The sequence below is a fragment of the Nitrospira sp. Vd2 genome, assembly GCF_979581665.1.
In genome coordinates, this window is the sequence record NZ_CEFZSK010000010.1 from 1 (window position 1) to 15,229 (window position 15,229).

The following is a 15,229-nucleotide window of genomic DNA, read 5'->3' on the forward strand; positions in this document are numbered from 1 at the left end:
AGCCGGGAAGGGGCGCGTCTCGGCGCGCCTGGGGCGGGCGGGGCAAATAAACATGAAGCCGACCTTTTACATCACGACGCCGATCTATTACGTCAACGATGTGCCGCACATCGGCCACGCATATACGACCATCGCGGCCGACGTGCTGGCACGGTTCGCCCGTCTTCGCGGACAGGACGTGTTCTTCCTGACCGGCCTCGATGAACACGGGCAAAAGGTGCAGCAGGCGGCGCACAAGGCCGGCATCGATCCCCAAGCGTATTGCGACCGGCTCGCCCCCCAATTTCAACAGCTCTGGACGCGGCTCGATATCTCCAACGACGATTTCGTCCGCACCACGCAGCTTCGGCACAAAGCTGTCGTTCAAGCCGCACTGCAAGCCCTTTATGACAAAGGGGAGATCTACCAAGCGAGCTATACCGGCTGGTATTGCACAGCGGATGAGCGGTTTTGGACTGAGAAGGACGTGGTGAACGGCCTGTGTCCCGACTGCAAGCGCCCCGTGGAACGGTTGAGCGAGAAGAATTACTTTTTCCGGATGGGGACGTACCAGGACTGGCTGATCGAGCACATCAAGAGTCACGACGAGTTCATCAAGCCGACGTCACGCCGCAACGAAGTGCTCGGCTTTTTGAAACACCCGCTTGAAGACCTCTCCATCTCGCGGCCGAAATCGCGCCTGTCCTGGGGCATCGAGCTGCCGTTCGATCGCGACTATGTGGCGTACGTGTGGTTCGATGCGCTCGTGAACTATATTTCGATTCCGGGATACACCGTCGATGAGAAGCGGTTCCTGCACTGGTGGCCGGCCGACGTCCATCTCATCGGCAAGGACATTCTCACCACCCACTCCGTGTATTGGTCGACGATGCTACGCGCGCTTGGTCTTGAGCCTCCTCGTACAATTTTCGCGCACGGCTGGTGGACCGTCGAAGGTGAGAAGATGTCAAAGAGCCGTGGGAACGTGGTCGATCCCACCGAGATCATCGGCGAGTTCGGCACCGACGCGTTCCGATACTTCCTGCTACGGGAAGTACCGTTCGGACAGGACGGGGACTTTTCGCGCGATGCGCTGATCGGGCGCATCAACACCGATCTTGCGAACGACTTGGGCAATCTGTTGAGCCGGACGCTCACGCTGATCGACAAGTTTGCCGGGGGAGCGATTCCACAACCGGAGCCCGATTACGGTCTCGGACAGCAGCAGACGTTGCGCCATACCGCCGAGCAGCTGCAGCCGATTGTCCTCGGTCACCTTAAGGACTGCGAGTTCAATAAGGCGCTGGAGGCCATTTGGAACCTCGTCCAGCACGGGAACCAATATATCGATACGACGGCCCCATGGGTCTTGGCGAAGCATCCCGACAGCCGCTCTCGCCTGGCCAGCGTGCTTTACAACTGCGCCGAGAGCCTGCGCTTCCTGAGCTTGTTTCTCTCTCCGTTCATGCCGACGACCGCGCACGAAATCCGTACCCAACTCGGCATCCCGTTCGATTTCAAGCAGCCGTTGGAACAGCAGGCGGCCTGGGGCCAATTGAAAGTCGGCACGAAGATCGCCAAAGGCCGGCAGCTCTTCCCCCGTATCGAAACGAAACCGCAAGGAGCGACCAGGATCATGAGCGAACAGACGACACCGGCCGGTTCTATCGCATCACCGGGCCAGCCCGCATCCGCTGGAGCCCCGGCCGCGCCCCTGGGTCAGATCACAATCGAGGATTTCCAAAAAATCCACTTGCGCACGGCAAAGGTATTGACCGCGGAGCGGGTGCCGAAATCGGAGAAGTTGCTGAAGCTGCAGGTCGATCTCGGCTCCGAGCAGCGGCAGATCGTGGCCGGCATCGGCAAGAAATATGGGCCGGAGGACTTGGTTGGAAAGACAATTATCGTGGTCGCGAACCTCAAGCCCGCCAAGCTCATGGGCATCGAGTCGCAAGGCATGGTGCTCGCGGCCGGCGACAAAGAGGTGGAAGGATTGGCGACCTTCGTGGAGGCGGTCCCGGTCGGTATTAAAGTCAAATAGGTATGATTCGGCGCCTGCGCCTGATTCGACACAGCCTGCTCCTGGTCTCCATAGTATGGCCCGCCGTCGCCTGGGGCACGACTCTCCACGACGTGACCACGCAGCCGGGCGAAGCGATCGACACCGAGATTCTCGTCCGTGTCGTCGCGCACGGTGCGATGGTCGTCGGCGATCCGGTCGGCGGTGCCCGGATTACGATTACCGACGTGAAGACCGGGCGGCTGCTGGCATCCGGTCTTCAGACAGGCGAAGCGGGCGATCAAAATCAGATCATGCGCACGCCGCGCCTCCTGGAAGAGCCCCATTATTCCACCCGGCCCTCCGCATCATTCCACGCCACGCTCCAATTGGACCGGCCGACGCTGGTGGAAATTACCGCGCAAGGACCGCTCGCCTACCCGTCGGCCATGCAACGGGCCTCCCAAACCGTGCTGCTGTTTCCGGGCCGCGATCTCACCAACGACGGGATCGTCCTTCATCTGTACGGATACATCGTGCAAATCGAGTATCCGAAGGGCGGTGAACCGCTGATGGCGAAAGACGACGTCAAGCTCGGCGCCTCGGTGCGTACACTGTCCGGCTCGCTGGTTCGACCACACAGCGACTGGGACTCCCGTAAAATGGACATTCACGGCGAAGTGTTGATCGGCGACCGTGTGGTCGAGCGGCTGCAAATGTTTTATTCGGGCAGCAAGAGCGTCTTCGAAGCGCCATTTTTCGTGCCGCTCCCCTCGGACGCGCCAGACGGGATTACGCTGCGCGTCATCGCAGCCGACACCGCCGGGGGACATTTCGGCATGGGGGAGGCACATTATCCGGTCGTCAGCCAACAACTCAAGCGCAAAACGAACTGAAGCAGTGTAGAATGGGCTGCGGACGAAACGGCACGCCCGCCTTCTCTTGTAAATGGACAAGAAGCAGCGGCAATTCTCCATCTGGTATGTCTTCATCGCCCTGTGGGCGCTGATGCTCATCCAATTGTTCGTCACACCCTATTTCAGCCCAACCGAAATCCCCTACAGTGACTTCAAAGCTGCGCTGGCGGCCGACAAGATCGAGGAGGTGTCGATTTCGACCAACGTGATTCACGGGCAGATGAAAGCGGAGGGCAAGGAAGGCCAGCCGGCCCAACCGCACGTCTTCAATACGGTGCGGGTCGAGGACCCCGACCTCGTTCGTGAACTGGAGGCGCATCACGTCCGCATCACCGGCGTGATCGAGAGCACGTTCTTCCGAGATCTGTTGTCGTGGATTATCCCGATCGCGCTGTTCTTCGGCGTCTGGCTTTTTCTGTTGCGAAGGATGGGACAAGGCCAGGGCGGATTCATGACGGTCGGCCGGAGCAAGGCGAAGATCTACATGGAGAAAGACGTCAAGGTGACCTTTGCCGACGTCGCGGGCGTCGAGGAGGCCAAGGAAGAGCTGAAAGAAGTCATCGAGTTCTTGAAGACGCCCGAGAAATTCCGGCGCCTGGGCGGGAAAATTCCGAAAGGCATTCTGCTCGTCGGTCCGCCGGGGACCGGAAAAACGCTGCTCGCCCGCGCCGTCGCCGGAGAAGCCGGGGTGCCGTTCTTCTCGATCAGCGGATCGGAGTTCGTCGAGATGTTCGTGGGCGTCGGCGCGGCCCGCGTGCGTGATCTGTTCGAGCAGGCCAAGGACAAGGCTCCCTGCATCATCTTCATCGATGAGTTGGACGCGCTGGGCAAGGCGCGCGGCGTGGGCCCGATGGCGCATGAAGAGCGGGAACAGACGTTGAACCAGCTCCTCGTCGAGATGGACGGCTTCGATCCGCGCGTCGGCGTCATTCTCATGGCGGCGACGAACCGGCCGGAAATTCTCGATCCGGCCCTGCTCCGCGCCGGGCGCTTCGATCGCCACGTGCTGGTCGATCGACCGGACAAGGCCGGTCGTCTCGCGATCCTGAAAGTGCACGCGCGCAACGTGCCGCTGGCGAATGAGAAAGACCTCGAAGTCGTGGCGGCCATGACGCCGGGCTTCGTGGGAGCCGATCTGGCGAACTTGATCAACGAAGCGGCGCTCCTGGCCGTCCGACGCGGCAGAGACAGCGTCGGCTTACCGGAACTGCAAGAAGCGGTGGAGCGCGTGATCGCCGGCCTGGAAAAGAAGAACCGGGTGCTCAATCCAATGGAAAAGGAGCGTGTCGCGCACCATGAAGTGGGCCATGCCCTCGTGGCGCTCTCGATTCCCGGCTCCGACGCGGTACACAAGATCTCCATCATCCCGCGCGGGATCGCGGCTCTTGGCTACACCATGCAACTGCCAACCGAAGATCGCTTCTTGATGACGCGGACCGAGCTGCTCAACAAGATCGCCGTGCTGCTCGGCGGACGGGTCGCCGAAGAAACGATCTATCATGAAATTTCGACCGGTGCGCAGGATGATTTATTGAAAGCGACCGATATCGCCAAGAGCATGGTCAAGGCGTACGGCATGAGTGAAAAATTGGGGCAGGTGAGCCTCGAGCGAGACCGACGACCGCTCTTTCTTCAGGCCGCGCAGCCGGAGCCGACCGGCGACTACAGCGAAGCGACATCCCGGGAGATCGATTGCGAGGTCCGGCGCATCATCGACGAGCAATACCTCCGCGTGCAAAAGATCCTCCAAGCCCAGGAGAAGAGCTTGCGTGCTGCTGCGGCCGTCCTCTTGACCAAGGAGACGATCACGGGTGATGAGCTCAAGGCGATCATCGCCGAATCGGCCGCGCCGCAACTGGCCCACACGGGGACGACGAGTTGAGACGCGCGGTCCTGTTCGATTTCGACGGCACCCTGATCGATACGTGGCGCCTGTACTTGGAAGCCTTCCGCCGCGCACTCGAACCCCACTTCGGCCGCCGCCTCACGAATTGGGAAATTCTCGACCTGAAGCCGACCGCCGAGCGCCGGCTCCTCGAGCGGGTCGTCGATGCTGAACGGTTCGCCGATTCCTTCCGCCTGTTTCTGTCCTATTACGAAGCGCTGCACGACAGCCACTGTGACGGCCTGTACCCGGGTGTCGCATCGATGCTCGACGAGCTCCGCGCCAACGGTTGGCTCATCGGGATCGTGACTGGAAAGAGCCGCGCGGCGTGGACGACGACGTGTACCAAGGCATCGCTTGCGCCTTTCGATGTCGTCATTACCGATGACGATGTGTTCCACCCCAAGCCTCATGCCGAAGGATTGATCGCGGCCATGGAGAAGCTCAACGTGTTCGCCTGCGAGACCTGTTACATCGGCGATTCGCTGCTCGATGCACAAGCCGCGCAGGAGGCCGGCATGGCATTTGGCGCGGCGTTTTGGTCGAAACCGGTTGACGAGCACGCGACATTTCGCCTGGGGCTCCGTGGAATTCACCACTATGAGTTGCATGCGTCCAAAGAGGTCGTCGAAAGCCTGAGAGCGAGAACAGGCGGAAGCACAGTGTCATGAAACCGAATAGGCAACTTCGTCTTCTTCTCCTTGCCCTTGTCGCTATCGTCTTTGCCGCCGACTGGACACCGGCGGCCGACCAGCACAATGGCCATCGTCGCCGGCCCGAAGACATCAAGGCGTATCTCGAGCATCTCGACAGTCCCGAACGCAACAGCTATCAAAAACCGGTCGAGGTGATCGAGGGGTTGAAGCTCAAGCCCGGCATGACGGTGGCGGATATCGGCGCGGGCTCAGGTTACTTCACGCGGCGCTTCATTGAAGCGGTGACGGAGTCCGGCAAGGTGTACGCGGTCGACGTTGAGCCCGAGATGATCACGTACACGAAAGACAGCGTCGAGCACATGCACGTGCCCTACACGGCGGAGTTCATCCTGGCCCAACCCGACAACCCCAAGCTCCCGACCCAGTCCGTCGATCTCATCTTCTTGTGCAATACGTATCACCATCTTGAGGATCGGCCGACGTACTTCGCGAATCTCAAATCGGCGCTGAAGCCGGGCGGGCGCGTCGCGATCATCGACTTCTACCACGATGCGCGCTCCGGCGACGTTGGTTTTCCCCGCAAGCACCTCGTTCCCCAGCAAACGGTCATCGACGAATTCACCAAAGCCGGGTATCGCTTGCTCCGCGAACACACGTTCTTGCCGCGCCAGTATTTCATGGAGTTCGTGCCGGCGCCGTAGGAACCGCGACCGCCCGGACTAGAAGCTATCTCAAAATCGCTCATCCTGCAGCTGGAACGGGGGCAGCGGCGCAGCGCCATCAGAGGTCCGCGACGCGAAGAATAATGAGCGTCACGTTTGCGGACGCCGGCGAGATGGTGAGCCGGCCGTATCTTAGCGGAGCGTCCGAGCGGTCCACGCCGCTCTGTCTTTCAAGCGAAGCCGCTGCCCCCGTTCCGGCTGCTCTCCCACAGCTCAAGCGATTTTGAGATCGATTCTATCCGCGCTGCGCCCACGCCGTTGCACCTTGCCCCAGTCCATGCGAAACTAACCTGGCATGGGCAACTCTCCCTCTCATTACCGGCAGATTCGCCATCGCCTCTACGTGGCGATCGGGCTGAATGCGGTCGTCATTCTGGCGGAGTTTCTCGCCGGCGTGTGGACGAACAGCACGGGCCTGATGAGCGATGCCGGGCACAATTTGATCGACCAAGGCTCCCTGTTCCTTGCGCTGTACGCCCACATGCTGGCAGCTCGGCCGGCAACCGAAGTGCGAACCTTCGGGTATCACCGCGCCGGCATCGTCACCGCGTTCATCAACGCGGTCATTCTGCTGATCACGGCCGCCATCATCGCCGGGCTGGCCGTCTCCCGGATCATTGCACCAGTTCCCGTAGCTGCCGAATGGGTAATGGGGGTGGCCTTATTTACCTTCGCGGCCAACTTCGGAATCGCCCTGTTGCTCGAGCACGGCGCGCACGACGATTTGAACATCCGGAGTGCGTTCCTCCATATGCTCGCCGATGCGTGGGTCTCCTTGGGCGTCGTGGCGAGCGGCGCGGCCATCTATATCACCGGCTGGATGGTGCTCGATCCGCTCGTCAGTCTCGTGATCGTCGTCGTCATCGTCAGAGGCACATGGCCGTTGTTGCGCGAGTCGCTCGAGGTCCTGCTCGAGTCCACCCCGCCCGGGATCAAGACCGCGCATGTCGTCGAGGCGATCGAGAAGATTCCCGGCGTCAAGAACGTGCACGATCTGCACATTTGGGCGGTCGAGCCGCGCCTCGTGATGTTGACGTGCCACGTGATGGTGGATGGAGACGATTCAAATCTGACCGACGAACTGCTCCGAACGGTGCGGGCGCGCGTGGCGTCAGAATTCGGCATCAAGCATCTGACGATTCAGATGGAGACGCAGTGTGGCCATGGCGAGGCGATCCACTGTGACTTGAGTCAGTTGACCGCGGCGCATCACCTCTAGCCCGCCCTGCCTGACCCGCCGCTCTGAAGCCACGCCACCGCGACAACAGCACTCCGGCTCCGCCGCCGAGCAAGATTCCCAATACCCACCCGCCGAGCACGTCCGTCGCGAAATGGCCGCCGACGTAGATTCGTGAGAAGCCGATAAGAACGACGAGGGGCCATGTCACCCAGCCGGTCATGGGGTACAGCACGTGGGCACAGGCGGCCGCAGCGGCGGTGTTCATCGCGTGATTGGACGGAAAGCTATAGGTGCCGCCACAGCCGGCCAGTTGATGGACCGACTCGAGCATACGGCATGGCCGCGGCCGCGCGACCCAATGCTTGATTTGTGCGCCAAGGAAATCACTGAAGAGGAAGAGCGCGGCGAGGCTGACGGCCCCGATGACCGCCTCACGCCGGTCGGTCCACACCCAATAGGCCAAGACGAGCACGAGCGGCAGCACGAGATTGGACGGATGGCCCAGACCCAGCATGAACGCATCGAGGAGCGGGGATTGGCCCGCCAATTCGTTGATGGCTCGGAAGAGCTCAACGTCCCAACGCACGCGGCCTCGGCCCTGTAAAGACAGCAATTCGACGCATCATCGGCTCACTGCGTTCGGAAGTGGATGCGGACCGTGACTTCGCCATCGACCGGTTGGTCCCCCCGCATCTGCGGATCGAACCGCCACTGTTTGAGCGCGGTCAGCCCGGCCACCGTCAACTCCCGATGCTTCGCCGGCTCGAGTACGACGACGCTGACCTTCGCGTCCTTGCTCACGAGGAAGCGCGCCTTCATCCAGTCATCGACTTCGCGGCCTTCCAGGGCAGGCGGAATCGTCGGCCACGGCGTATGGACCGGGACCGGCCCCCGCTGCTGATCCTGGCTCAGTGGGAGCCCATGGATATGGACTTCCGGGATCTCGATCAGATCCTCATCGTGATCGGATTGGTGCGTGGCACGATCGCCCTCCACGGCATGGCTTACCGCAGGGAACCCCATGAAGATGAACGCCATGATCGAGAGAGCCGCTCTCATCGTGACCGTCGAACCACCCTCAACCCGACGCGCACACGTCGCATTCGATGTCGACCGTCTCGCCTCACTGTCAACTGCGTCAAAAAAACCATTGTCCGCGGAAAAAGATCGACCGCGGCATGCCGGCATGCGCGACGCCCAGGCCGATGCTGCCTTCGCCTTGATTGAGGAAATACTTTTGGTCGAGGAGATTGATCACATCGACCGCCACCAAAAACTTCTGCCGCCCCGCCAACGGGAAGACATGAGCCAGCGAGAGATTATAGACGGTATAGGAGGGACTGTGCGTGGAATTCGTCTTCGCTCCCTCCTCGGCGGTCCGAAGACCGGACCCGTAGAGCATCTGACCCGTCAGCGTCGTCCGCTCCAGCACTTGATACGTCACGACCGCCGAGCTCGTCATGAATTGGGAATGATCGCAATACACGCCGCCGTTGGAGTTGATGTCGTTGATCTCTTTTTGGCTCAGGAGAAACTGCCCCGACTGAAGCCCGTACCCCTTGCATTGACCCCATGCCACATTGCCGCGCGCGGTCAGACGATCGCTCACCTGGACTTTCAGCGCGCCGTCGATCCCACGCTGCCAGCCGCGGTCGAACGCAAAGAAGTTCAAGAGCGGCGTGGTGCCGAATTGACCGGCATCCGATTGGAAGTGGTTCAGCTTGTAATAGGCGGCGAGCTCCAAGGTGATCTTCGACGTGATTGCGTGGTAGCTGCCGATTTCGAAATAATGCGACCGTTCGGCCCGGACCGGATTGTTCGTCGTGTTGTCCGGCTGCGCGGTCGTCCCGATCGTATTGAGCTTCGCAAACGAAATCGCTTCGAGATTCGGCGGCGTGAACAACCGGCCGTAATAGGCGTGAAAGACGTTCGCGTTGTCCGCCTTGTACGTCGCGCCGAGACGCGGGCTCACCTGGCCTTCGGCCACCTGATACTGCGCCTGATCGTACCGGACGCCGACGTTGAACGTCCAACGATTGCTCGGCGTCCATTGATCCTGCACCCAAAACTCCTCCCGCCAGCCGATCAGCCGATTGTCGGCGTCCCGTGTCATCAGTGATCCGGTCGGGTCCCCGGTGAGCGGATCGCGGTCGAAGACGAACAACTGCGTCTTGTTGACGGCCTGGGTCCGATCGATCTGAAAGCCGGTCTTGATGACGTGCTGCGCGTTCGGCACGTAGGTGTAATCGAACCGAATGCCGCCGGAGTACGCCGAACGATCTTGATTCGCCGCCGAAAACGGCTGACTGGGGTCGGGCGTATAGGCCAAGATGTTCAACGGATCGGTGGTGAAGATCGCCTGCGTGTGACGAAAGTAGCCGGCGAAGCTGAAGTAGTTGGTCGCATTGATGTCGTGCCGCCACACCATATGCCCGTATTGATTGTTCTCCTTCTGGAATTCATCGATGGCCTGCGAGGCCACCGGGATGAAACCGGCCGATTGCGCCTGCAGCAGGCCGAGCACCGTCGGGTCGACCGCAAGGCCTGACCTGGTGGGAATTTGATATTTGGCGACGGAGTTGAGAAACAGCCAGGTGAAGTTGTTCCGGTTGTCGTGTTGATAGTCGCCGCGCAGATAGGTTTGGTTGCGCTCGCTTTGGTCATGGAACACCGAGTGCCCGAGGGTCGGCGGCTCGATCCCGCGGTTCGTCGACGTATAGCTGTTGAGGGCATAGTACCGGAATTTCTCGCCGATCGTCCCGCCATATTCGAACGACGGGTTGATGGTTTGATTCGAGCCGCCGAACATTTGGATGCTGCCGAAGGGGGGCCGCGTCCCGCTCTTGCCGGTGATATCGACCACCCCTGCGGTTCGATTTCCATACTGCGCCTCGAGGCCGCCGAGGATGATATCGGCGCGTTCCCATGCCCGCGGTGTCAGCACATCCGTAAACGTCGAGGTGACGGTATCGGGAATCGGCACGCCGTCGATGCGGAATTGAAGGTTGTCGTGATCCTGCCGGATATGGACCTGCTTGAGCGCCCCCAACGCGGCGCTCGGGACCGTCGCCAGCAGCTCATCCAAGTTGATGTTGTTGCCTCGTGGAATGACCTCGATGTCGCGGTGCGTGATCGCATAGGTTTCACTTGAGGCCCGATACTGAATGGGGGGCAGGGGCGCCACGACTTCCAATGCGAGTTCGGTGGTATGGGCGAGCGTGAGTGTGAGTGGTCCAGAGGGCAGCCGCTGCCCTTGAATGACGAGATACTCGCTCCGGAGGTCGCCCTGCAGGGCACTGACCGAGAAGGTTCCTTCGCCCGGAACGGTCGTCAGGAATTCACCCGCCTCATTCGTCACCACGCTTTTGAGCAGTGTGCCTTCTTGATCCCTGATCTGGACCGTGGCCTGGCCGACCCGGCGAAGATCCTCGTATTGCACAATGCCGGTCACAGGATTGGGCAAGGCGGCCCTATTCGGCGTCTCGGAAGTCGCCGCCTGAAGCGGCCAAGCCCAGGCCAGCGCACAAGCCACGAGCACACCGACGACGAGCTGTCGTCGAGACATCTCTCCTCCTGATCCAACAACGATGACACACGCCGTCTTGAAGGAGCGGCGCGAGAACCACGTGGATCAGAAGAGCGGCGGAGCGCGAGAGGGACCGCCCGAGATCGGCCGGGCGGACAGAAGGGGAAGCGGCTCGCGGGCGTTAAGATCCTCGGCGCGCCGCAACAGGACGGCCGAGTGGGCACAGATGGTGAGCGAATGGCCCGTGTGGTGCTGAACCCATTGGCACAGATCGGAATCGGAGTGTTGATGACCATCGTGGTCGGCCGCGGCGAGGGCATGATGGATTTCCAGCGCGCCCGCCAACGGCGCCATGCCGAGCAGCACGAGCGCGGCGGTCACGACCATCAACACCCGGCCGCGGTCGAAAAGGATTCGGCTTCTGAACATGGCGGTGGTCGACATGGCGGCTCGCTTCTAACAAACTTCCCTAAAAGAGGTCAAGCGCGACGGGCGAAACTGGCTGCCCTCAGAACGATGTGGTACGATGCCGCGCCATCGAGGACCGTCATGTTCATCGATACTCATACCCATCTTGATGACGCCCGATACGACGGCGATCGGGACAGCGTTCTGACGAGGGCGTGCGACGCCGGCATCGCGACGATGATCACGATCGGTTGTGATCTCGCCACCAGCCGCGCGGCCGTGTCCCTTGCGGACCGGCATAAGAACGTGTATGCCTCGGTCGGGGTCCATCCCCACGAGGTCAAGCATATCGGCGACGAGTGGTACGGAGAATTGCGACGCCTGGCGACGCATGCCAAGGTCGTGGCCTACGGGGAGATCGGCCTGGATTATCACTACAACCATTCGGCTCCGCAGCTCCAGCGGCAGCGCCTACGCGAGCAGGTCTGCCTGGCGCGCGAACTCCGGAAGCCAATCGTGATCCATACCAGAGAGGCGCAGGCCGACACGGTCGCGATCCTCCGCGACGAGGGAGCGTCCACCGTTGGAGGCGTCTTTCACTGCTTTTCAGGCGATGCCGCGCTGGCCCACGACGCGTTGGATCTCGGCTTTTCTCTCTCGTTTTCGGGCATCATCACGTTTCCAAACGCGACCGCCTTGCGCGAGATTGTCAAGCAAGCGCCGCTCGACCGCATCCTCATCGAGACCGATTGTCCGTATCTCGCGCCCGTCCCCTATCGCGGAAAGCGGAACGAGCCGGCCTACGTCGCCCGCGTGGCACTACAGATTGCCGAGGTCAAAGGCATCACCCTCGAAGAAGTGGGCGCGGCGACGACCCGCAACGCGAAAGCTCTGTTCAAAATCCCCTGAGCTGGCGCTGGCGGCGCCGGAGCGCCTTGGGCAATTTCTTGGGATTGCCTTTCTTATCGGCGGTCGATCGCGGCGGTGACGGCTCCTCGCGGTCCTTCTGCGATCTTCCGGCAACAGACGAGGCTCGCGGCATGTCGCGCAGCCGTGCCTCGAATTCGGCGGCATCGAGGACGAACGCTCCATGGGCGCGTGCCGAGCGCTGGACCTCCCGGTCGGACGACACGACGGAGCAGGCTGCGCCATCCTGCGATGCCAATCGCTGGATGACCTGATCGGCGCGTTCACCGCGCTTGGAGTAAATCACGGACACGCCTGCGCGATGCTCCTGGTGTTCCGAGCTCTGGCCTTCGCGCCACCCATCGAACACGACGGTGATCGGCCAACCCTTGCGCTGATGATAGCCCGCGAGGTCGCGCACGAGTTGTTCTCGCGCCGCCTCAGCTTGGGGGCCCACCTGTCTTCGCCTCCCGAGCACGTTGTAGCCGTCGATGATCAGATGCGTCGCCATGTCTGCTGAGTATACACCCGATGGACGCCGCCCACACACCGACGCATGACCGTCCATTCGCCGACAGCCGGCGACCGATCTTCCGTTTACGCTGAAACCATGACCGACCTGCTGGCCGCACGCTCCCAGATGGCCGTGTCGTTGGGCTTTCACATCATCTTTGCGGCAATTGGAATCGTGATGCCGGTGATGATGCTCCTCGCCGAATGGCGCTGGCTTCGGACCGGCGCGCCTGAATACCTGACGCTCGCCAAACGGTGGGCGAGCGGGAGTGCCATCCTCTTCGCCGTCGGCGCCGTCTCCGGCACGGTCCTTTCGTTCGAGCTTGGGCTCCTCTGGCCACACTTCATGGCGTGGGCCGGGGGCGCCATCGGTGTACTTTTCTCGATGGAAGGGTTTGCCTTTTTCACCGAGGCGATCTTTCTCGGCATCTATCTGTACGGCTGGACACGCATCTCGCCGCGGCTCCATTTGGCCGCCGGCGCGCTCGTGGCCTTGAGCGGGGTCGCGTCCGCCGCCTTCGTGGTGGCGGCAAACGGATGGATGAATACGCCGGCCGGCATCGAAACGGCGAACGGTCAGATCGTGCGTGTCGATCCACTCGCCGCGATGCTGAATCCTTCGGCCGTCGGTGAAGCGATCCACATGCTGCTCGCCGCATTTATCGCCACCGGCTTTCTCGCCGCCGGTATCCACGCCTACGCCTTACTGAAGGAGCCCGGCCATCGCCTGCATCAACGGGCGTGCGCGCTCGCCTTACTCGTCGGCGGTCTGCCGGCCGTGCTGCAACCACTGTCCGGCGACGTCCTCGCCCGGCACGTCGCGACGCACCAACCGGTGAAGTTGGCGGCCTTCGAAGCCCATTTTCACACGCAAGCCGGTGCGCCGTTCGTTCTGGGCGGCATGGTGGATGAGGACGCTGGGCACGTTCGCTGGGCAGTCGAAATTCCCACGCTCCTCAGCCTCCTTGTCGCCCATGATCCCGGTGCGGAGGTCGTTGGCCTTGATCGCTTTCCGCGGGACCAGTGGCCGCCGGTCGGCGTCGTGCATCTCGCCTTTCAAATCATGGTGGCCGCCGGCTTTGCTCTCGCGGTCGTGACTGTATGGGCGGCCTGGCGATGGTGGAGGGCACCGGATCCGCTCGGCTCGCGCCCGTTGCTCTGGTCCATCGTGGGCGTGGCCCCGCTTGGGTTCGTCGCGATCGAAGCCGGGTGGACGGTCACCGAAGTGGGCCGGCAACCGTGGATCATCACCGGTATCATGCGAACCGCCGAAGCAGTGACGCCGATGCCGGGATTGATCATCCCGCTCGTCGTGTTTACCGTGGTCTATATCGCCCTGGGGGTGATCGTCATCTGGCTGATCGGGCGACAGGTCGCGGCCATCCCTCACAAAGATGCACCTCGAACTCAGGAGCATGGCCATGCCGTCGCTTGAGGTCGCGATCGGGGGCATCATCGTCGTGTCGCTCATCTGGTACGTGCTGTTCGGCGTCGCCGATTTCGGGGCCGGGGCGTGGTATCTCCTTGAACGCGGCCCGAGCCGGGCGGAGGCGCGACATCAGATCGAACACGCCATCGGGCCGATCTGGGAAGCCAACCACGTCTGGCTGATTCTCGTGGTCACGCTGCTGTTCACCGCATTTCCTCCGGCCTTCGCGCGCATCATGACCGTGCTGCACATTCCGCTGGTTGTCCTGCTGCTCGCAATCGTCGGGCGCGGCTCGGCCTTCGCGTTTCGCAGTCATGACGTGCGGGCCGATCCAACGCACGGCGTCTGGGACTGGTTGTTCGCGGCGTCCAGCACGCTGGCCCCGCTTCTTCTCGGGATCGTTCTCGGCGCGATCACCGGGGGGCACGTGTATGAGCGGCACGGGACGTTCGTGGATGTGTTCGTCTGGTCGTGGTTGACGCCGTTCTCTCTTCTGGTCGGCTGCTTGGCGCTTGCCGTGGGGCTCTGGCTGTCTGCAGTGTATTTGTGGGTGGAGGCACAGCCTTCCTTGGCCTCTCACTTTCGGCGCCGTGCGCTGACCGCCGCCGTGGTCACGCACGCGATCGCGGCCTTGCTCCTGCTGATGACGGTGGGGCAGCGGCCGCTGTGGGCGACGTTCATCCGCTCTGTTTGGGGCTCGTTGCTGTTGGTCGGAACCGGACTCGCCGGCACCGCCATGTTCCTGTCGATCATCCGCCGGCAGCCACGGAAGACTCGCCTCCTCGCCGCAACGGAGGTTACCTTCATGGTCATCGGCTGGGCCCTCGCCCAATATCCGTATCTCGTCCCGCCTGACCTGACGCTTTACAACAGCGCGGCGCCGGTGAGCACGTTGACATTCCTGCTCGGCGCCCTGATCGCCGGCGCGGTGATCCTGTTCCCCTCGCTCTACGTCTTGTATCGAATCTTTAAGGGGGGACCGATGGCACTCGACAGGACATCCTGAAACAATGGAATCCCCCTCATCGAGCAGGAAGAGAACATCCCTTCCCATCTCGCCGTGCCCCGCTCCCGCACCTTGACAAGCCTGGCGGCATCTGAGAAAACCA

General features: G+C 61.9%; 14 protein-coding genes. 9 read left to right on the top strand and 5 right to left on the bottom strand.

Translation table 11 applies throughout. The features are described from left to right. From metG to AC1U7K_RS04715, 6 genes are all read left to right on the top strand, one after another. A partial coding sequence (gene metG, locus AC1U7K_RS04690) for a methionine--tRNA ligase (protein WP_480249658.1) occupies positions 1-2,020 on the top strand: 2,020 nt, incomplete at its 5' end. 2 nt (positions 2,021-2,022) lie between these two features. Beyond that, positions 2,023-2,874, top strand: coding sequence for a hypothetical protein (locus AC1U7K_RS04695; protein ID WP_480249660.1), 852 nt, complete (start codon positions 2,023-2,025; stop codon positions 2,872-2,874). A gap of 52 nt (positions 2,875-2,926) precedes the next feature. Beyond that, on the top strand, positions 2,927-4,777 hold the full coding sequence (ftsH, locus tag AC1U7K_RS04700) for an ATP-dependent zinc metalloprotease FtsH (RefSeq protein ID WP_480249661.1): 1,851 nt from the start codon (positions 2,927-2,929) through the stop codon (positions 4,775-4,777). After that, positions 4,774-5,451 carry an HAD family hydrolase gene (locus AC1U7K_RS04705; protein ID WP_480249662.1) on the top strand — a complete coding sequence of 226 codons (678 nt, stop codon included), beginning with the start codon at positions 4,774-4,776 and terminating at the stop codon, positions 5,449-5,451. The genes ftsH and AC1U7K_RS04705 overlap by 4 nt, the downstream gene beginning before the upstream one ends. Next, positions 5,448-6,137 (top strand): class I SAM-dependent methyltransferase, encoded by a 690-nt coding sequence (locus AC1U7K_RS04710; RefSeq protein ID WP_480249663.1) that lies wholly within the window; start codon positions 5,448-5,450, stop codon positions 6,135-6,137. Before AC1U7K_RS04705 ends, AC1U7K_RS04710 begins: the two co-directional genes overlap by 4 nt. A 316-nt stretch (positions 6,138-6,453) precedes the next feature. After that, positions 6,454-7,377 (top strand): cation diffusion facilitator family transporter, encoded by a 924-nt coding sequence (locus tag AC1U7K_RS04715; RefSeq protein WP_480249665.1) that lies wholly within the window; start codon positions 6,454-6,456, stop codon positions 7,375-7,377. On the opposite strand, the gene AC1U7K_RS04720 is transcribed toward AC1U7K_RS04715, so the two are convergent. From AC1U7K_RS04720 to AC1U7K_RS04735, 4 genes are all read right to left on the bottom strand, one after another. Then, positions 7,283-7,924 carry a phosphatase PAP2 family protein gene (locus tag AC1U7K_RS04720; RefSeq protein WP_480249666.1) on the bottom strand — a complete coding sequence of 214 codons (642 nt, stop codon included), beginning with the start codon at positions 7,922-7,924 and terminating at the stop codon, positions 7,283-7,285. The two genes, AC1U7K_RS04715 and AC1U7K_RS04720, sit on opposite strands and share 95 nt — an antisense overlap. Positions 7,925-7,968: 44 nt before the next feature. Continuing rightward, complete coding sequence (locus AC1U7K_RS04725; RefSeq protein WP_480249668.1) at positions 7,969-8,397, bottom strand: energy transducer TonB family protein; 429 nt, start codon at positions 8,395-8,397, stop codon at positions 7,969-7,971. Between the two features lie 79 nt (positions 8,398-8,476). Further along, entirely contained in the window at positions 8,477-10,903 is a 2,427-nt protein-coding gene (locus tag AC1U7K_RS04730; RefSeq protein ID WP_480249669.1) for a TonB-dependent receptor, read from the bottom strand. A gap of 66 nt (positions 10,904-10,969) precedes the next feature. After that, on the bottom strand, positions 10,970-11,308 hold the full coding sequence (locus AC1U7K_RS04735) for a hypothetical protein (protein WP_480249670.1): 339 nt from the start codon (positions 11,306-11,308) through the stop codon (positions 10,970-10,972). A gap of 105 nt (positions 11,309-11,413) precedes the next feature. Between AC1U7K_RS04735 and AC1U7K_RS04740 the strand changes: the two genes are divergently transcribed. After that, positions 11,414-12,181: a TatD family hydrolase gene (locus AC1U7K_RS04740; protein WP_480249671.1), complete on the top strand. Its 768-nt coding sequence runs from the start codon at positions 11,414-11,416 to the stop codon at positions 12,179-12,181. Here the strand turns inward: AC1U7K_RS04740 and AC1U7K_RS04745 are convergent. Next, a complete protein-coding gene (locus AC1U7K_RS04745; protein ID WP_480249673.1) occupies positions 12,168-12,689 on the bottom strand; it encodes an NYN domain-containing protein in 522 nt (173 codons plus the stop codon). The genes AC1U7K_RS04740 and AC1U7K_RS04745 overlap by 14 nt on opposite strands. Before the next feature lie 99 nt (positions 12,690-12,788). On the opposite strand from AC1U7K_RS04745, the gene AC1U7K_RS04750 reads away from it, so the two are divergent. Beyond that, positions 12,789-14,126 carry a cytochrome ubiquinol oxidase subunit I gene (locus AC1U7K_RS04750; RefSeq protein WP_480249674.1) on the top strand — a complete coding sequence of 446 codons (1,338 nt, stop codon included), beginning with the start codon at positions 12,789-12,791 and terminating at the stop codon, positions 14,124-14,126. Further along, a complete protein-coding gene (locus AC1U7K_RS04755; RefSeq protein ID WP_480249675.1) occupies positions 14,113-15,126 on the top strand; it encodes a cytochrome d ubiquinol oxidase subunit II in 1,014 nt (337 codons plus the stop codon). Before AC1U7K_RS04750 ends, AC1U7K_RS04755 begins: the two co-directional genes overlap by 14 nt. The last annotated feature ends 103 nt before the right edge of the window (positions 15,127-15,229 follow it).